An 18,902-nucleotide genomic window follows, 5' to 3' on the forward strand; every position below is an offset into this window, starting at 1 on the left:
CCGGAGCGGCCGGAGGTGCCGCGCCATGAGCCGCTGGTTCCTGGGTCCCCCGGCCTGGAAGGACCTCGAGGCGGTGCTGTCGGACCGTCCCGCGGCGCTCGTGGACCCGCCCATCGAGGTGGTGCGCACGGGCCGCCGCGCCACGGACGGCTACCGCCCCCGCGCCGAGGTCCCCTATGCGGAGCTGCACTCTCATTCCCATTTCAGCTTCCTGGACGGCGCCTCGAGCCCCGAGGAGATGGTCGCCACCGCCGCCCGGCTGGGCCTGCAGGCCCTCGCGATCGTCGACCACGACGGGCTGCCCGGGGCGGTGCGCTTCTCCCGCGCCGCCCGCGAGCACGGCATCGGCACCGTCTTCGGGGCCGAGCTCACGCTGGGCCTCGAGCCCGGCGCCGACATCGCGAGCGCGACGCCCGTGCTCACCCCCGCCCGCACCGGCGTCCCCGATCCGGCGGGAGAGCACCTGCTGGTCCTCGTGCGCGACGAGACCGGCTACCGGGAGCTGTCCGCCGCGATCGCCCGCGCCCACCTCGAGGGGAGGACCAAGGGCGCCCCCCGCTACCGCCTCGCCGAGCTCTCGCGGATCGCCCGCGAGGGCCGCTGGCTGATCCTCACCGGCTGCCGCAAGGGCGCCGTGCAGCGCGCCGTGCGCCCCCTGCTCGAGGAGGGCGATCTCGAGCAGGCCGCCCATGCCGCGGCAGCCGGCATCGGCCGTCTGATCGAGCTGTTCGGCGCCGGGAACGTCGCCGTCGAGCTCGGCGCGGGGGAGGGGCCGCTGGACGACGAGCTGCACGACGCCCTGGTCCAGGGTGCGCGGATCGTCCGCGAGGAGACGGGCCTGGACGAGATCACCCTGCCGGTGGTGGCGACCACGGGTGCCCATTACGCCCATCCCGGCCACAAGCGCCTGGCCGATGCCCACGCCGCCCTGCGCGCCGGGGTGAGCCTCGAGGAGGCCGATCCGCATCTCGCCGCTCGCCTGGCGCATCTGCGCAGCGGCGAGGAGATGGCGCGCCTGCTGCCGCGCTACCCCCGCGCCGTGGCCGAGGCCGCGCGCCTGGGCCGCGACTGCGCCCTGGACCTGCAGCTGCTCGCCCCCGACCTGCCGCCCTTCCCGGTGCCCGGCGGCCATGACGAGGCGAGCTGGCTGGTCGAGCTCGTCGAGGTCGAGGGGCGCGAGCGCTACGGCCCCCGCCCCGCGCCGGGCCGTCCCGAGCGGGTGCCCGGCGCCTGGGCGCAGATCGACCACGAGCTGAAGGTCATCATCGACCTGCACTTCCCGGGCTACTTCCTCATCGTCCACGAGATCGTCGACTTCTGCCGCCGCGAGGGGATCCTGTGCCAGGGCCGCGGCTCCGCCGCCAACAGCGCCGTCTGCTACGCCCTGGGGATCACCGCCGTCGACGCCGTGCAGCACGGCCTGCTGTTCGAGCGCTTCCTCGCCCCGGAGCGGGACGGCCCGCCGGACATCGACCTCGACATCGCCTCCGACCGCCGCGAGGAGGTCATCCAGCACGTCTACCAGCGCTACGGCCGTGAGAACGCGGCGCAGGTCGCCAACGTCATCACCTACCGCGCCAAGCTCGCCGTGCGTGACGCCGCCCGGGCGCTGGGCCATGACGTGGGCCGCCAGGACGCCTGGTCCAAGCAGATCGAGCGCTCCTTCACCTCCCTGCAGGGCACCGACATCCCCGCCGACGTCGTCGACCTCGCGATGCAGCTGCGCGACGCCCCGCGCCACCTGGGCATCCACTCCGGCGGCATGGTGCTGGCCGATCGGCCCGTGATCGAGCTGTGCCCCGTGCAGTGGGCCGCCATGGAGGACCGCACCGTCCTGCAGTGGGACAAGGAGGACTGCGCCGATGCGGGCCTGGTGAAGTTCGACCTGCTGGGCCTGGGCATGCTCACCGCCCTTGACCACTGCCTGCGCCTGGTCGCCGAGTACCACGGCGAGGACTTCGAGCTGCGCACCCTCCCGCAGGAGGACCCCGCCGTCTACGACATGCTGTGCGCCGGCGACAGCGTGGGCGTCTTCCAGGTCGAGTCCCGCGCCCAGATCTCCACCCTTCCGCGGCTGCGGCCGCGCGAGTTCTACGACCTCGTCGTCGAGGTCGCCCTGATCCGCCCCGGCCCCATCCAGGGCGGCTCCGTCCACCCGTACATCCGCCGCCGCAACGGGGAGGAGGAGGTCACCTACATCCACCCGCTGCTGGAGAAGTCCCTGGACCGCACCCTCGGCGTGCCGCTGTTCCAGGAGCAGCTGATGCAGATGGTCGTGGACGTCGCCGACTTCACCCCCGCCCAGGCCGATCAGCTGCGCCGCGCCATGGGCGCCAAGCGCTCGACCGAGCGGATGATGGCGCTGTCCGACGACCTCTTCGCCGGCATGGCCCGCCACGGGATCGTGGGGGAGGACGCCGAGGCCATCCACCGCAAGCTGCTCGCCTTCGCCAACTACGGCTTCCCCGAGTCCCACGCCTACTCCTTCGCCTACCTCGTCTACGCGAGCTCCTACCTCAAGTGCCACTACCCGGCGGCCTTCACCGCCGCCCTGCTGCGCTCCCAGCCGATGGGCTTCTACTCGCCGCAGTCCCTGGTGGCCGACGCCCGCCGCCACGGCGTCCTCACCCGCGGGGTCGACGTGGCCGTGAGCGACGTGGAGACCACCCTCGAGCTCGACGAGGAGCATCGGCCCTACCGCATCGGCGACCGGCCCGGGGCGCAGGTGCAGGGGGAGCGGGCCGCCGCCGGCCCGGCGATCCGCCTGGGGCTGACGCAGGTGCGCGGCATCGGCGACAAGGTCGCGGAGAAGATCGTCGAGACCCGGGAGCGCGAGGGCCCCTTCGCCTCGATCCCGGACCTCGCCCGGCGGGTGCGGCTGAGCGCGCGCCAGCTCGAGGCCCTCGCGACCGCCGGGGCGCTGGACGGCCTCGCCTCCTCCCGGCGCCAGGCGCTGTGGGCGGCGGGCGCCGCCGCCCAGGAGTCCCCGGACACCCTGCCGCACCTGGCCGTCGGGGCCGATGCGCCGATGCTCCCGGGGATGAGCGATGCGGAGCTCGCCGCCGCGGACTCCTGGGCCACCGGCATCACGCCGGGCGAGCACCCGATGGCGCTGGTGCGCGAGGAGCTCGCCGCGCAGGGGATCGGCACGATCGCCTCGATGCGCACCGCCGAGGACTGCTCCCGCGTGCACGTCGCCGGCGTCATCACCCATCGGCAGCGGCCGGCGACGGCCACCGGCATCACCTTCCTCGGGGTGGAGGACGAGACGGGGATCCTCAACGTCGTCTGCTCGAAGGGGTTCTGGATGCGCCACCGCGCCGTGCTGCGCACCAGCCGGGCGGTCGTCCTGCGGGGCGTGGTCGAGAACCGCACCGGGGCGGTCAACCTGGTCGCCGACGGTGTCCGGCAGATCGCCCTGCCGGCCGCCGGGAGATCACGGGATTTCCAATGACGCGCGGCATGGAAATGCGGGTCGGGCTATCCCCGGGCCGATGACGGGAATTTTGCGGGACGTCTGCGGCCGATGTCCCGCCCCTGCCCGCCATGCCGGTCCGGCGGTGCCCCGCCGCGGCGGCGCGCGCATGGCACCGGGAGAGCGGCGAGCATCGTCGATGTGTCGCGGCAGGTCATCACGTCTCTCCTGCAAGCGGCGCACGGTCGGAGCAGACCTCGGGAGACGCTCGGGGGACGAGGTCCTACGTCCGAGGGAGCGGGCCGAGGACTGCACCCGGACCTGCTTCTCCTCCCCAAGGCGGAATCATCCACAGAATCCGCCGAACCTCCGGCGGGAGCCCCCATATGTCCGTTTTCCGGGGTAGGATATGGGCTATGGATGAAGGGGTCCCGCAGCATATCGGCCAGGACGGCGCCGCCGTCCCGGCCGTGCCGCAGCGCACCGCTCCGGAGCAGCAGGACGCGGCATCGCCCGCGGGTCTCGACGGCGCGGTCGCCGTGATCCGTGCGGCGCTGGAGCCGCTGGCGGGGACGCCGGCGCTGTCGGCGGTGGTGGACCTGGTCGGCGGTGCGGCGAGGGCCGCAGGGCTCTCCCGGTCGACGCAGCGGGCCGTGGTCGACGTCGAGCCGGGCACGCCGGACGAGGCGCTGGCGATGCTGGCCATGCTGTCCCAGACCCGCACGAGCCTGGGCGCGGTCGAGGACGCGTGGATGCTGGAGGCGGCCGCGAGGATCCGCCGGGAGAACGGGACCGCGGGGGCGTCGGGGCGCCGGCTGGACGCCGGCGTCACCGCGAACATCGCCGTCGCCCGCCGCACCAGCCGCCATTCCGCCTCCGCCGCCCTCACGGCCGCCCGCCGGCTCAGCACCTCGATGCCGGTGCTGCAGGAGGCGAAGTCCACGGCCCGCCTCCCCGAGGCGACCGTCGCCGCGGTGAGCGCCGTGCTCGCCGACGAGCCGCCCGCCGTGTGCGAGGCCGTCGACGCCGAGATCGGCCGCGACCTCGCCCAGCTGGACGGCCTCGGGATCACCGCGGTGCGCGAGCACGTCGAGGAGATCGTGCAGAAGCGGTCCGACCCGATCGCCTCCCGTGAGCGCGCCGTCCGCGCCGCCCGGAGGCGGTACCTGAAGATCACGCCCCAGCGCCACGGCATGGCGCGGCTGACCGCGGTGCTCCCTGCGCTCGGCGCGGTGCAGATCGAAGCCGTCGTCCAGGCCGCGGCGGAATCCGCGCGCGCCGCCGGAGGCAGCGCCCCGGTCGGCGCGGCGCGGGTCGACGTGCTGGTCGAGGCCGTGAACTACTACTGCGACGCGCTGAGCGGGGATCCTCCCGTGGAGGTCGCCCCCTGCATGCCGGAATGGATCGAGGAGGACAGCCCCCTCCTCGACCTCGGCACCGGCGAGATCATCGCGCCCGTCGTCGGCGCTCCCGCGGCATCCCGGCAGGACGCGCCCCGCGGCGAGCCGTCCTGGCCGCCGGGCCCGCTCGGCTCCGCCTGCGGGCCGCAGCTCTCCTCGCCGGCGCCCCTCGGGGCCGCGCCGCCGGGTCCCCTCCCGCCGCGCGGCGGGCCGATGCCCGACAGCCTGTTCCCTCCGGGGCGGTCCCGGATCGCCCGGCCGGCGGCGCCGCCGAGGGGACCCCGGATCGAGCTGCTCGTCACCATCACCGACCGTGCCCTGTTCCACCTCGACGACGGAACCGAGCACGCGGCCCTGTCCGGGTACGGGCTCGCGCCCTCGCGCGCGGTGACCAACGCCCTCGCCGGCTCGCCCTACGGGGACTTCGGCGCGAGCGACGCCGAGGCCGACGCCCGGGCCGAGGCGCTCGCGGCCCGCATGGTGTACCGCCGGCTGTACACCCACCCCGCCAGCGGCGAGCTCGTCGCCATGGACTCGACCTCGCGCGCCTTCCCCGTGAACACCCGGAGGATGCTGCTGAGCCGCGACCGGGTCTGCCGCGTCCCGTACTGCAACGCGGGCCCGCGGCACCTGGACCACATCCACGCCCACGCCCAGGGCGGGGCCACGGCCTTCTCGAACGGGCAGGGCCTGTGCGCGGCAGGCAACTACGACAAGGAGACGGGGCGCTGGCGCGTCGAGGTGGTCGCCGATGCGCAGCGGCCCGGCGCGACCCGGGTCGTCTGGGTCAGCCCCTACGGTGCGGTCGGCTCCTCGCCCACCCCGCCCTCGCAGCGGCCGCCGACCCTCAATCGGGCCGAGCGCCGCACCGCCCGACGCCGCGAGCGCCTCTCCGCCCGGGCGAAGGAGCGTGCCGTCGTCGGCCGCACCCGCGCCGCCCGGCGGCGTGCTGCCCGGGGCTCGGCCGCCCGGGGCTCAGCGGCCCGAGGCTCGGCGACCCGGGGCCGCGCAGCTCGGACCGCCTGAGGCCCGCGGACCTCATCGGGCTCCAGGACATCAGACGACGCGCAGGGCACCATCCCCGGGAGGATGGTGCCCTGCGCGACGTCGACCCCGGTGCGGCGGCGCCGCGGGTCAGGGGACGATCAGGTGCCGAGCATCAGCGGTAGGTGACGAAGGTGGGGTCGCCCCAGATGGTGCGCTCGGAGACGGAGCCCTTCGAGGAGCCCGCGTCCACGACCGTGTTGTCCCCGGCGTAGATGCCGATGTGGCCCGGCCACACGACCAGATCGCCGACCTGGGCCTCCGACTGCGAGATCTGCGTGCCGGCGGAGGCCTGCGCGCTCGAGGTGCGCGGCAGATCGATCCCGGCCTGCGCGTACGCGTACTGGGTCAGGCCGGAGCAGTCGAAGCCCGTGCTCGCGGACTCGCCGCCCCAGGAGTAGTGCACGCCGATCTGCGAGCGGGCGGCATCCAGGATCGCCTGGCCGCTCGAGGACGAGGACTCCTCGGAGCTCGTCGCGACCGCGGTGCCGGCGGAGGCGCTGACCTCGGCGGAGCCGCCGTTGAGGGAGCCGCGCGTCTCCGGGCCGACCCGGCCGTCGACCTGAAGGCCGTTGCTCTCCTGATAGTCCAGGACCGCGGCGAGGGTCAGCGGGCCGAAGCTGCCGTCGACCTCGAGATCGGCGCCATGGGTGTTCAGCATGGTCTGCAGGGTCGCCACCCGATCGCCGCGCACGCCCTCGTAGAGCGTCCCGCCGTCCGCCGTGAGCTGGTTCGCGGTCGCGACCGGATGGGCCGGGGCGACGGCGCTGATCTCGGCGGGAGCGGCCGTCTCGGCAGCGGGCGCCGCCGTCGCGCTCTGCGCCGCGAAGGCCGAGCCGATCACGACCGTGCCGAGCATCGCCGCGCCGCCCAGGCCGCGGAATGCGAGACGGGTCGCGCCGTAGGTTGCTCGGCCGGGGACGCGGTGGGTGCTGTGCTTCGCCATTCTCGGTGATTCCTTCCGTTCCGTCCGCAGGAGCGGGCGGTGCTGCGATGTCTGGTCCGATGCGGATCCGCGATCCGGGGAGGTCCGGGATCCGCTCACGACCACCACGCTAGGAGGCGCCGAGGGCGGATCCCAGGGGCCTGAACACACAGGGCAGGGACCTTGACCGACGGTTTGTCGCCCACGGCGTCCTTGACCCGCACGGGAACGGATCTGAACCCGAATTGACCTTTTCGGACGCATCCCGCGACTCGCACCTCACGCCGCGGGAGCCGGTCCGGAACGCCGCGGGAGCCGGTCCGGAACGCCGCGGGAGCCGGTCCGGAACGCCGCGGGAGCCGGCCCGGAACGCCGAAGGACCCGCGCCGTGCGCACAGGGCACGGGCGGGTCCTCCGACGGGGGACCGGCGGCCGGTCAGGCGGGAAGCGGCCGCAGCATCGACGGCGGATCGGCCAGGCGCGCCCCGCGGGAGGCGATCAGCGTCGCCGCGAGCGAGGCCGCGAGCCAGGCGCCGATGCCGAGCAGCGTGCTGGACGTCGATACGAGCGAACCGCCGAGGGAGGCGTGCACCAGCCCCTGCGAGACGATCGACAGCGGCATCAGCGCGCTGATCGACTGCAGCAGCGGGGGAGCGGTCTCCAGCGGCAGCACCCCGACCAGTGCCACCACCTGCAGCACCATCACCACGATCGACACGATCCGGCCGACGCGCTCCCCGAGCACCGTCAGCAGCCCCTGATGGAAGGCGGCGAACATGAGCGCCGCGGCCAGGGAGATCACCCCCACCGCGAGGGGCGAGACCGGGGAGACCCCCAGGAACGTCACGATCGACAGGACCGCGACGGCCTGCACGATGCCGACCGCGAACGCCGGGAGCAGGCTGCGCAGCACCACCTGCCACATGGGCATCGCCGCGTCCAGCAGCCGGCGCGAGAGGGCGGGCAGCAGCAGGAAGACGCTGAACGCGCCGAGCCACAGCGCCAGGCCCACCACGAAGGGGAACGTGGCCGTCGCCGCACCGTCGGCCGCGTTCTCCCGCTCGGCGACGGTCGTGATCGGCTCCGCGGCCATCTGCGCCATGCGGGTGCGCTCGGCCTCGGTGTACCGGGGGACGTCCTCGGCGCCGTCGCGCAGCCCGGAGGCGAGCTCGTCGGTGCCGTCGGCCAGCTCGCCCGCGCCGTCGGCCAGCTGGTCGGTGCCGTCGGCGAGGTCCCCGGCGCCGGTGGCGAGCTCCTCGGTGCCGTCGGCGAGGGACCCGGCGCCGGTGGCGAGCCCGTCGGTGCCGGTGGCGAGCTCGTCGGCGCCCTCGGCCAGCTGCCCCGCGCCGTCCGCGCTCTGGCGGGTGCCCGTGGCCAGCTCGCCCGTGCCGTCGGCGAGGAGTCCTGCCCCGTCGGCGCTCTGTCGTGCGCCGTCGGCGAGCTGGCCGGTGCCGTCGGCGAGGGACCCGGCGCCGTCGGCGCTCTGCCGCAACCCGGTCGAGAGCTGTCCGGAGCCGTCGGCGAGCTGGTCCACGCCCCCGGCCAGGGCCACCGTCCCGTCGTCGACCTGGGCGATGCCCTCGGCGAGGGCGGGGATGCCGTCGGCGAGGGTGCGGGCACCGGTGGCGAGGTCCTCGGCCCCGGCGACCAGGCCGGGGTTCTGGTCGGTGCCGTCGCCGGTGAAGGCCGTCTCGACCCCGTGGGCGTAGGCGGAGACGCCCTGCGTCCCCTCGACGAGGCCGGCCCGGCCGGAGTCCTCGTCGCCGTGCAGTGCGGTGTCCACGCCGTAGGCGTACTGGGAGAGGCCGCCGGCCATGGCGCACAGCTGCGGATCGGGCCCGGCCGCGGCCGGAGCCTCCTGCCCGCCGCCGTCCGATGCCGCGGTACCGCCGCCGTCCGAGGCGGCGGGCTCCTCCTGCGCGTCCGATGCCGCCCCGCTGCCGGCGCAGTAGTCCTCGATCTGCTGGGCGAGGGCGAGCATCCCCGGGTCGTCCATCGTCCCCGATCCCTCGAGGGCGTCGCTGAGCTGCTGCGTCCCTCCGGCGACCTGGTCGGCGGCGGTGACGAGACCCGGGTTCGACGCGGTGCCGTCGCCGCTGACCGCCTGGGACGCCTGGCCGATGCCGGCCGCATAGTCCTCGGCGCCCTGCGCCAGCTGCTCGGTGCCGGCGACCAGGCCCGGGTTCTCGGCCGTGCCGTCGCCCTCCACGCCCGAGCGCAGCGCGCCGGTGGCGTCGACGAGGCCGGGCTGCTCGTCGGTGCCGCGCAGACCCTGCTGCACGCCGATGATCCCGCTGCTGACCCCCTCGCTGCCGGTGGCCAGCTGGTCCAGGCCCGTGGCGAGGTCGCGGGAGCCGCCGGCCACCCCGTCGGTGCCGGTGGCCAGCTGGTCCAGGCCGGTGGCGAGGTCCTGGGTGCCGCCGGCGACGCCCTCGGTGCCGGTGGCCAGCTGATCGAGGCCGGTGGCCAGGTCTCCGGTGCCCGTGGCCAGCGCATCCGTGCCCTCGGCGAGCTGCCCGGCGCCGTCGGCCAGCTCGCCCGCGCCGCCGGAGAGCTGCTGCGTGCCCTCGGCCAGCTGCCCGGCGCCCTCCGCGGTCTGCCGGGTGCCGTCGGCGAGCTCCTCCGTGCCGTCGGCGAGCTCGTCGGCGCCGTCGGCGGCCTCGGTGAAGCCGTCCTTCATGTCGCCGAAGCCGACGTAGATGCCGTCGAGGTACTGCTGGGTGAGCTCGGTGTTCATGGTCGCCGCGGAGGCATCGGCGATCGAGGCGGAGACCAGCGAGGTCAGGGCGCCGGAGGCGTCATCGGAGTACACGGTCAGCTGCGCCTGCGCCGCCTCGGGGGTGCCGAGGGTGACCAGGTTCGCGGAGAAGTCCTCCGGGATGACGACCACGGCCGCGTAGGTGCCCTCCTTCAGGCCGGACTCCGCGTCCTCGAGGTCCGTCAGGCGCCAGTCGAGCCCGGCGGTGGCATCCTGCTCGGCGTCGGCGACGGTGGTCGGCTGGGTGAGGCCGCCGGCGAGCATGCGGCCGAAGGGCACCGTCTGCTCCTCGCCGTCGACCTCCATGGTCGCGCCCTCGTCGAGGTTGACGACCGCGGCCGGCACCGCGTCCAGCCGGTCGACGCGGCCGGCGAGGGCCCACATCCCCACGCCCACCACGAGCAGGGGCAGCAGCAGGACGACGAGGAGGGATCGGATGTTGCGAAGCGCCGTCATGACCGGGCTCCTTCCAGGGCGGGATCGGACGACGGGCGGGGGTCGGGCCGGTCGGGCTGCGCCGGCGGGGCCGCCTCGGCGCCGCGCGTGCGGTGGACCCGCAGGGCCCGCAGCACGGAGGGGTCGCGGAGCCGGGCGGAGAGGTCGGCCGAGGGATCGGGGTCGGGGGCGCCGACGACGGCGCAGGCCCCGGATGCCAGCAGCTCCTCGAGCCGGGCCGCGGCGTCCTCGCCGGCGCGCAGCAGGGCGGTCGCGTCCTCGAGCACGATCACGCGGCCGCGGGCGGTGCGCGGGGAGATGCCGGCGAGCCGGGCGGTGACATCCGCATCGGGCCCGATCCAGTGGGTGCGGGACTGGATGGCCGAGATGTCCTCGGGGGAGAGGCGGTCGCCGACGGCGAGCACGCCCGCGAGCGGGCGCGCGCGGCCGCCGACGGCGGCGAGCAGGGCGCGACGCGCCGGGGCGTCCTCGCTGCGCACCAGCAGCAGCGTGCCGGGGGCGACGGCGCCGGTGAGCGGGCCCAGCCGTCCCTCGAGGTCCTCGCCGGCGGCGCCGGTGGGCAGCAGCGGCAGCACGGCGCCCTCGAGGCGGATCGCGCTCGGTCCGTGCGCCTGGGTCCATCGGCGGTGCTCGAGCACGCGGACCAGCCCCTCGCCCTCGACGTCGATGCGCGGGAGGATCCGGTCCAGCCAGGCCGGCAGGCGCCAGGCCCGGTCGCCGAGCAGCGCGAGCACGGCCGGGACCAGCGTCATGCGCACCACGAACGCGTCCACCAGCACGCCGACGGCGAGGGCGACGGCGATCGGCTGCAGCATGTAGGAGCCCTCGGGGATGAAGGAGGCGAACACCGCGAACATGATCAGCGCCGCCGCGATCACCACGGGGGCGCTGCCGGTGAAGCCGCGCTCGATGGAGGCCCGCGCCTGCCCGGAGTGGACGTACTCCTCGCGCATCCGCGAGACGAGGAAGACCTCGTAGTCCATCGCGAGCCCGAACAGCACGCCCATGCACATGATCGGCATGAACGAGATGACCGGCCCGACCACGTGCACGTTCAGCGCCGCGTTGCCCCAGCCGTACTCGAAGACCATGGCGACCACGCCGAAGGCGGCGCCCACCGAGATGAGATAGCCCAGGGAGGCCTTGAGCGGCACCCACAGGGAGCGGAAGACGAGCGTCAGCAGGATCAGCGAGAGCCCGACGACGAAGATCGCGAAGGGCAGCAGCGCGCGCGAGAGCTGGTCGGTGATGTCGATGGCCACGGCCGTCTGCCCGGTGACGCGGATGTCGGAGATCCCCAGCTCGGACTCCCAGTCCGGGGCGAGGGAGCGCATCTGGCGGACCAGGTCGGCGGTGGACTCGTCGGTCTGCGCCCCGGTGGGGATCACCACGACCACCGCCATGTCCGCGCCCTCGTTGGGAGTCGCCAGCTGCACCTCCTGGACGTCCTGGAGACCGGCCACCCGCGACTCGAGATCCTCGACCACGCCGAGCGGATCGTCGCTGTTGATGATGTCCGCGGTCACCAGCAGGGGGCCGTTGTAGCCGGGGCCGAACTCCTGGGCGACGAGGTCGTAGGTCTGCCGGGCGAGGGTGTCGGGCTTCTCCGTGCCGAGGTCCGGCAGTCCCAGGCGGAGGTCCTTGACCGGCACGGCGAGGGCGCCCATCACCAGCACGACCACCAGGACGGTCAGCACCGGGACCCTGGTGGCCAGGCGCACCCAGCGGGTCCCGAAGGGCCGGCGCACCGGGGCGTCCGGATCCGGGGGCGGCAGCACGCCGCCGTGGCGGGCCATCTCGCGGCGGACCTTCCGGGGCCGCAGCCGCTCGCCCAGCAGCCCCATGATCGCCGGCAGCAGGGTCAGCGCGACCACGACGGCCAGCGCGACGGTCCCGGCCGAGGCCAGGCCCATCATGGTCAGGAAGGGGATGCCGGTGACGAACAGGCCCACCAGGGCGATCACGACGGTCAGGCCCGCGAAGATGACGGCGCTGCCCGAGGTCGCGATCGCCTCGCCGATGGACTCCTCGACGTCCTCGCCGCGGGCCAGCTGCGCCCGATGCCGCGACAGGATGAACAGGGCGTAGTCGATGCCGACCGCCAGGCCCAGCATCGCCCCCAGGGAGATCGTCACCTCGGGGATGTCGATGCCGGCGGCGAGCGCCATCACCGCCATCATGGACACGCCCACGCCGATGATCGCCGTGACGATCGGGATGAAGGCGGGGATCAGCGAGCGGAAGGCGAGCGCCAGGATGACCAGGGCGGCGACGACGCCGATCACCTCGGAGGCGCCCATCGGCACCTCCGAGCTCTGCAGGATCTGCCCGCCCAGGTGCACCTCGAGCGATCCGTGGGAGGCATCCTCGGCGATCTGCTCCAGGGTCTGGATCGACCCCTCGGGGAAGCTGCCGACGGCCCCGGCCATCTGCACGGTGCCGATGAGGGCGGTGCCCTCGTCGTTGCGGGTGCCGGGGCTGGTGTCCTCGAAGGGGCTGGGCGCGGCCTCGACGCCGTCGACCTCGGCGGCCTGCTCCATCACCTGCTCGATGTCCTCGCGGTGGGCCTCGACGGTGCTGCCGTCGGTGGTGACGAAGACCAGCTGGCCCGAGGTGCCGCTCATCTGCGGGAAGCGGGTGGAGAGCTCGTCCAGCCCCTCCTGCGAGGGGGGTGCCGGGGATCTCGAACTGCGTCGAGAAGGCGCCGCCGAGGCCGAGGGCGAGGCCGCCGATCACGATCATGAGGAGCGCCCAGGCTCCCACGGCTCTCCAGCGCGCCCGCGCCATGGCGCGGCCGAGTCGGTACAGGGACGAGGACACGCGGTCTCCCCTCGGATGTGCGACGGCCGACATCCGCGGGTCTCCCCGGACGGCGCCGCATGCGGTAGTCTCAATACACGAACGTATCGAGCGCGATGATATCCGAGCACCCTGGACAGCAGCGGGGTGCCCGGACGCGACCACCCGCACCTGGAGGCGAGATGCAGCAGCTGTTCGATCCCCTCCCGGACTCGACGACCCGCCGCAAGGAGAACACCCGTCAGCGCCTCGTGCGCGCCTCCCTCGGCGTGTTCGTGGACAAGGGTATCGACGGCGCGACCATCGACGACCTCGTCAGCGCCGCCGGGTACACGCGCGGGGCGTTCTACTCCAACTTCTCGACCAAGCTCGAGGTCTTCGGCGAGCTGTTCGCCGACGTCACCGACCAGGTGATCGCGATCATCACCGCCTCGGTGGGGGAGATGCTCGAGGAGATCGCCGCCGCGCCCGGGGACGCCGCCGCGCTCGACGACGCCGGCATGATGCTGCGCGTGTTCGAGGCGATCCGCCCCCACGGCCGGCAGTGGTACCTGCTGTACTCCGAGGCGGTCGCCTACTCCCTGCGCAACGAGACGGCCCGCGAGCAGCTCACCGAGCAGCGCACCCGGCTGCGGGAGGTGATCGCCGAGATCCTCGAGAGCGGCGTGCGCGCGAAGGGCGAGCACAGCGTGATCGCCGTGAGCGACCTCGCGCAGATGCTCGTGGGCAGCTTCGTGGACCTCATGGTGATCGAGCATCTCGAGGGCACGGACACCTCGAACCTCGCCTCCGTGACGATCCTGCGGACCATGCGGGCCTTCGTCGAGCCCGACGCCTGAGCCCTTGTAAGGTTCCGGGGTGACTACGCACAGCGCACCCCCAGCATCCGTCCCCCTCGCCTCTGGAAGCCCGGTCGGCCCGGTCTACGCCGACCGGGGTGCTTCCCACTACGACATCCTCGCGGTCCTCATGGCCGTGGTGGTCATCCTCTCGGGGATCGGCGCCTCCAAGGGCGTCTTCTTCGGCACCGTGCCCGGCATCGGCTTCGAGATCATCACCGACGCCGGTTTCTTCCTCTTCCCCCTGGCCTACATCCTCGGCGACGTCATCACCGAGATCTACGGCGTCCGCGCCGCCCGCCGCGCCCTGATCACCGCCTTCGCGATGAACATCCTCGCGGTCATCACCTACCAGATCGTCATCGAGCTGCCCGGCTTCACCGATGACTTCGGCACCGCCAAGCAGCAGGCCCTCGAGCTCGCGCTGGGGCCGGTGTGGATCGTGGTCCTCGCGGGACTGCTCGGGTTCCTCGCCGGGCAGAGCCTGAACACCCTCGTCATGAGCCGCATGAAGCGCCGCTTCGGCGAGCGCGGCCTGGTGGGCCGCCTGCTCACCTCCAGCGGGCTCGGCGAGCTGGTGGACACGATCGTCTTCTGCTCGATCGCCGCGGCCGCGATCGGCATCACCACCGTCGAGCAGTGGGCCCAGTACACCGTGCTCGGCTTCCTCTACAAGGTGCTCGTCCAGTACGCCGCGATCCCCGTGACCTCCGCAGTGATCCGATGGATCAAGCGGACCGACCCCTCCTACCAGGAGCGCCTGCGCGCGAGCCGGGGGAACCTGCCCGCACAGGCCTGACGACCTCCGTCGCCCCGCGCCCCGACGAACGTCGAGGGCGGCAGCGGCGATGGGCCGAGGCGCCCGGCGGCGGGCCGGGCCACGATGGGAGCATGAGCGAGCATCCCGTCCCCCTCCCCGCCGCCGGCCCGGTCGCCGAACCGGTCGCCCACCGGGTCGCCGGTCCCGCCCCCGGTCCCGCCGCCCGCCCCGAGCCCGTGGATCCCTCGCGGCCCTTCGGAGCGCACCTGCGGATGCGCTGGTGGCGCCCGCTGGTGATCCTCCCGATCCTCGCCGTGGCCATGTTCGGCCTGCAGATCGCCCTGACCATCGTCGTGGTGGTGTTCGAGACCGTCGCCTTCGGCCGCGATCCCTCGGACATGAGCCTCAGCCCCCTGCTGCTGCTGTCGACCAACATCTCCCTCGCGGTCCTCGCACCCCTGGCGCTGCTGCTCGCGGTCCGGATCGGCGGGGTGCCGTGGCGGGCGGTGCTGCGCGTGGGCCGGAGCTTCCGATGGGGTCGCATGGCCGGCTACTTCGGCCTGTTCGCCCTGCTCATCGGGGCGGTCTACGGCATCTCGGCGATCTGGGTGCCGATGGGGGAGCACGCGCCGATGATCACCGCCACGACCCTCGGGCTGATCGCGGTCGCCCTGCTGACCACCCCGCTGCAGGCCGCCGCGGAGGAGGTCGTCTTCCGCGGCGTCACCACCGCGGCCGTGGCCTCGTGGATCCGCCCCGCGGCCGTGGCCCTTCCGGTGGGCATCGCGGCCTCGAGCGTGCTGTTCGGCCTCGCCCACGGCGCGGGCGACCCCTGGCTGATCGCGTACTACATCGCCTTCGGCCTCTCCATGGCGCTGATGGCGCTGATCAGCCGCGGGCTCGAGGCGCCGATCGCCTTCCACGTCACGAACAACCTCATCAGCATGGTGCTGGCGGCGCTGCTCTCGGGCGGCGGCGGCCTGGTGATCGACCGCTCGGCCGGGGCGGGCGGACCGTTCATGCTCGTGTTCATCGGCATGGACCTGGCCGCCGTCGGCATCGTCTGGCTCCTCGAGCGGCGTCGCCGCGCCGCGGATCCGGCACGGACGTGGTCCAGCTCTCCGGAGAGATCGGACCTGTCCCCTTCCCAAACCCCCTGAGGCACTCCCTAGGATGGGATGCACGAGCCGGGCGGACCCACTGCGGGTCCGCCCGGCTCGTTCCCCGCCGATCCAGAGAGGACCTCCGTGGCCCCCGCCGCCCACGACCCCCACCGCTCCGACCCCGGACGCGACGACATCCCCACCACCACCGGTGCCATCCCCACCATCACCGGGGCGATCCCCGTCCTCGAGGACGCCGCCGACCGCGATCTCGCCCATCTGCCCTCGCAGCGCGAGCTCGCCGGCACCCGCAGCAAGGTCACGATCCTCGTCATCGTGGTCCTGACCACCCTGGGGGCGATCGGCCCGCTGGCCACCGACATGTACGTGCCGGCCTTCCCCGAGGTCGCCGGAGAGCTGGGCACCACCGCGGCGCGCATGCAGCTCAGCCTCACCGCGTTCTTCCTGGGCACGGCGAGCGGGCAGGTCGTCGCCGGCCCCCTCTCGGACCGGCTCGGACGGCGCGCCCCGCTGCTGCTGGGCATCGTGCTCTGCCTGCTGGGCTCCCTGGGCTGCGCCTTCGCCTCCAGCGCCGAGATGCTCATGGTGCTGCGCGTGCTGCAGGGCATCGGCGGCGGCTTCGGCATGGTGCTGGGCCGCGCGGTGCTGATCGACATGACCGACGGCCCCGAGCTGTTCCGGATCATGAACATCATGCAGGGCATCGGCGGGATCGCCCCGATCGTCGCGCCGCTGATGGGCGGCATCATCCTGGTGTTCGGGCAGTGGCGCGAGATCTTCCTCGTGATCGCGGCCATGTCCCTGGTGTCCCTGCTGGGGACGATCTTCCTCATCCCGGAATCGCTGCCGCCCTCGAGACGGCACGCAGGCGGGTTCCGGACCTTCCTGCACAACTGCCGCACCCTGCTCTCACGGCGTCTCTTCGTCGCGTACCTGCTGGTCAACGCGTTCTCGGCGTTCGCGGTCATGGCATACGTCTCCGCATCGACCTTCGTGGTCCAGGAGATGCTCCACTTCACCTCGACGCAGTACTCGATCAGCTTCGCCATCAACTCGGCGGGGATGATGTCCGCGTCCTTCCTCTCGGCGCGCCTGACCCGCACCTTCCATCCCCGCTCGCTGATCCGCGTCGCCCTGATCATCGTCAGCTGCGCCAGCGTGGCCCTGCTGATCGGCGCCCTCTTCCTGGACACCCCGGCCTGGATCGTGCTGCCGGCCTTCTTCCTGGCCGTGGCTCCCCAGGGCATGATCTTCGGCAACTGCGGGGCACTGGCCTCGCAGCAGGCCCGCGAGATCGCCGGCACCGGCTCCGCCATGCTGGGCCTGGGCTTCTCCTTCGCGGCGTCGCTCGCGGCGCCGCTGGTGGGCCTGGCCGGGACCCACTCCTCGCTGCCGATGGCGATCACGATGGTGGTCGGCTGCACCATCTCCATGGTCTTCTTCGTCATCGCCGGGCGGGGGAGCGGACGCAGCATCTCGCACCCCGCGGCGCAGGCCGTCTGAGACGACACGCGGCCGCACCTGCGTGACCCCGGCCTCACCGGAGGCTAGCGTGTGCGCAGGTGCGGCCGGCTCCCAGGTCGCGTCTTCCCCACCTCCAGGAGCATCCCGTGTCCCCGTACCGTCCCCGGCACCGCCGCACGCCCGAGCCCCCGCAGACCTCCTCGACCGCCCCCGGAGGCGGTCATACCCGCCGCCACCTGCTGCGCGCCGGAGCCTTCGGCGCCTCCGCCGCCGTCGGCATCCCCGCCCTCGCCGCCGCGCCCTCGGCCATGGCCGAGGGCGTCGTGCATCAGGAGATCCATGGCCAGGACGTCTCCTCCTGGCAGGGCGACGTCGACTGGGGCCGCCAGTGGGAGCTGGGCTCCCGCTTCGCCTGGGTCAAGGCGACCGAGGGCAACACCTGGAAGAGCCCGACCTTCTCCTCCCAGTACCGCGGCGCCGACCGGGTCGGCATGCCCCGCGGCGGATACCACTTCGCCCGGCCCGACACCGGGGACCCGATCACCCAGTGCGACGCCTTCCTCGACGGCGGGGGAGGGTGGACGCCCGACGGCCGCACTCTGCCCGGCATGGTCGACTTCGAGACCAGCCCCGGACGCCCGGCGAACTACGGGCTCAGCCGCAGCGACCTGCGCTCCTGGATCTCCCAGTTCTCCTCGCACTACCGAGAGAACACCGGCCGGCGCCCCGTGATCTACACCAACGCCCACTGGTGGAACGACAACGTCGGCAGCTGGACCCCGCGCAACTCCCCGCTGCACATCGCCAACTACTCCTACGACCCCATCGCCTCCCTCCCGGGCCGCTGGTGGGGCTGGGAGCTGTGGCAGTACTCGCCCAGCGGCCCCTTCGCCGGGGACTCCAACGTCTGGTACAGCGGCGAGGACGACTTCGCCCGGTTCGTCGCCGAGGTCGACTACGGCGCCAACGGCATCTGAGGCAGGGGAGAGGCCGATGAGCGAGCATCCCCGCCTGCTGCAGACCGTCCTGGACACGCCCGATGTCCGCGGCCTCGCCGAGTTCTACCGGCAGCTGCTGGGCCTGCGGTACCGTCCCGGCGACGCGGACCTCCCCGATCCCGACTGGCTGGTCCTGGTCGACGAGGACGGGGTGCGCCGCCTGGCGATCCAGGAGGCCGTCGGCATGGCCCGCTCCACCTGGCCCGACCATGCCGTGCCCCAGCAGCTGCACCTGGACATGACCGTCCCGGACCCCGAGTCCCTGATCCGGCAGCGGGACCGGGCTCTGTCGCTGGGCGCCGCCGTCCTGCTGGACCGCTTCGAGGACGAGGAGGAGCCCCTGTACGTCTTCGCGGATCCGGCCGGCCATCCGTTCTGCATCTTCGTCGCCGGGGAGGACGAGGCCTGAGGTGATCCTGCCCGCCGTGCGCGACCCGCGCCTGATCACGATCCGCCGCGGCGGGACGCTGCGCGACGAGGACCACCGCCTGCTGGCCCTGTGGGCGGCCGACTGCGCCGAGCACGTGCTCGCGCTGTTCGAGGACGAGCGGCCCGAGGATCCGCGCCCGCGCGAGGCGATAGCCGCCGCCCGCGCCTGGGCCGGGGGAGAGCTGCCCATGATGCGGGCCCGCGCCGCCGGCGGCCACGCCATGGGCGCCGCCCGGCCCCTGCGCGGTCCGGCCCGCTTCGCGGCGTACGCGGCAGGGCAGGCCGCCTGCGTGGGGCATGTCGCCGAGCACGACCTCGGCGCCGCCGCCTACGCGATCCGGGCCGTCCGTGCCGCGCACGGCGAGGACCGGTCGGCCGGCCGCGCCGAGCGCGACTGGCAGCGGGAGCTGCTGCCCGCGGCGATCCGGGCGCTGGTGCTGGAGGACCAGGCCCGGCGCGATGCGATCTGCTGGCACGCCTTCTCCGACTGA

General features: G+C 73.7%; 12 protein-coding genes. 9 read left to right on the forward strand and 3 right to left on the reverse strand.

Translation table 11 applies throughout. From position 1 onward, the window contains the following. Positions 1-25: 25 nt before the first annotated feature. On the forward strand, positions 26-3,454 hold the full coding sequence (locus tag BF93_RS01910) for an error-prone DNA polymerase (protein WP_038370220.1): 3,429 nt from the start codon (positions 26-28) through the stop codon (positions 3,452-3,454). A 377-nt stretch (positions 3,455-3,831) separates the two neighbouring features. Beyond that, positions 3,832-5,841: an HNH endonuclease signature motif containing protein gene (locus BF93_RS18780; protein WP_051486401.1), complete on the forward strand. Its 2,010-nt coding sequence runs from the start codon at positions 3,832-3,834 to the stop codon at positions 5,839-5,841. A gap of 133 nt (positions 5,842-5,974) precedes the next feature. Here BF93_RS18780 and BF93_RS01920 read toward each other — a convergent pair whose 3' ends face one another. The 3 genes from BF93_RS01920 to BF93_RS01930 all read right to left on the reverse strand — a co-directional run bounded on the left by BF93_RS01920 (position 5,975) and on the right by BF93_RS01930 (position 12,622). Continuing rightward, complete coding sequence (locus tag BF93_RS01920) at positions 5,975-6,805, reverse strand: C40 family peptidase (protein ID WP_038370221.1); 831 nt, start codon at positions 6,803-6,805, stop codon at positions 5,975-5,977. 415 nt (positions 6,806-7,220) lie between these two features. Continuing rightward, on the reverse strand, positions 7,221-9,998 hold the full coding sequence (locus tag BF93_RS01925) for a YhgE/Pip domain-containing protein (protein ID WP_038370222.1): 2,778 nt from the start codon (positions 9,996-9,998) through the stop codon (positions 7,221-7,223). Further along, positions 9,995-12,622: an MMPL family transporter gene (locus BF93_RS01930; RefSeq protein WP_232226152.1), complete on the reverse strand. Its 2,628-nt coding sequence runs from the start codon at positions 12,620-12,622 to the stop codon at positions 9,995-9,997. The genes BF93_RS01925 and BF93_RS01930 overlap by 4 nt, the downstream gene beginning before the upstream one ends. Before the next feature lie 357 nt (positions 12,623-12,979). Here BF93_RS01930 and BF93_RS01935 point away from each other — a divergent pair, with 357 nt between their 5' ends. From BF93_RS01935 to BF93_RS01965, 7 genes are all read left to right on the forward strand, one after another. After that, positions 12,980-13,636 carry a TetR/AcrR family transcriptional regulator gene (locus tag BF93_RS01935; protein ID WP_038370223.1) on the forward strand — a complete coding sequence of 219 codons (657 nt, stop codon included), beginning with the start codon at positions 12,980-12,982 and terminating at the stop codon, positions 13,634-13,636. 19 nt (positions 13,637-13,655) lie between these two features. Next, positions 13,656-14,435, forward strand: coding sequence for a queuosine precursor transporter (locus BF93_RS01940; RefSeq protein WP_038370224.1), 780 nt, complete (start codon positions 13,656-13,658; stop codon positions 14,433-14,435). Positions 14,436-14,527: 92 nt separating this feature from the next. Continuing rightward, a complete protein-coding gene (locus tag BF93_RS01945) occupies positions 14,528-15,556 on the forward strand; it encodes a CPBP family intramembrane glutamic endopeptidase (protein ID WP_269518558.1) in 1,029 nt (342 codons plus the stop codon). A gap of 87 nt (positions 15,557-15,643) precedes the next feature. After that, positions 15,644-17,023 (forward strand): multidrug effflux MFS transporter, encoded by a 1,380-nt coding sequence (locus tag BF93_RS01950; protein WP_051486402.1) that lies wholly within the window; start codon positions 15,644-15,646, stop codon positions 17,021-17,023. A gap of 107 nt (positions 17,024-17,130) precedes the next feature. Further along, positions 17,131-17,961 carry a GH25 family lysozyme gene (locus tag BF93_RS01955; protein ID WP_038370225.1) on the forward strand — a complete coding sequence of 277 codons (831 nt, stop codon included), beginning with the start codon at positions 17,131-17,133 and terminating at the stop codon, positions 17,959-17,961. A gap of 16 nt (positions 17,962-17,977) precedes the next feature. Next, the gene (locus BF93_RS01960; RefSeq protein ID WP_038370226.1) at positions 17,978-18,391 is read left to right on the forward strand and encodes a VOC family protein; all 414 of its coding nucleotides are present in this window, start codon (positions 17,978-17,980) and stop codon (positions 18,389-18,391) included. Between the two features lies 1 nt (position 18,392). Continuing rightward, positions 18,393-18,902: a putative immunity protein gene (locus BF93_RS01965; RefSeq protein WP_038370227.1), complete on the forward strand. Its 510-nt coding sequence runs from the start codon at positions 18,393-18,395 to the stop codon at positions 18,900-18,902.

The organism is Brachybacterium phenoliresistens (genome assembly GCF_000576425.1).
GTDB classification, from domain to species: Bacteria; Actinomycetota; Actinomycetes; order Actinomycetales; family Dermabacteraceae; genus Brachybacterium; species Brachybacterium phenoliresistens.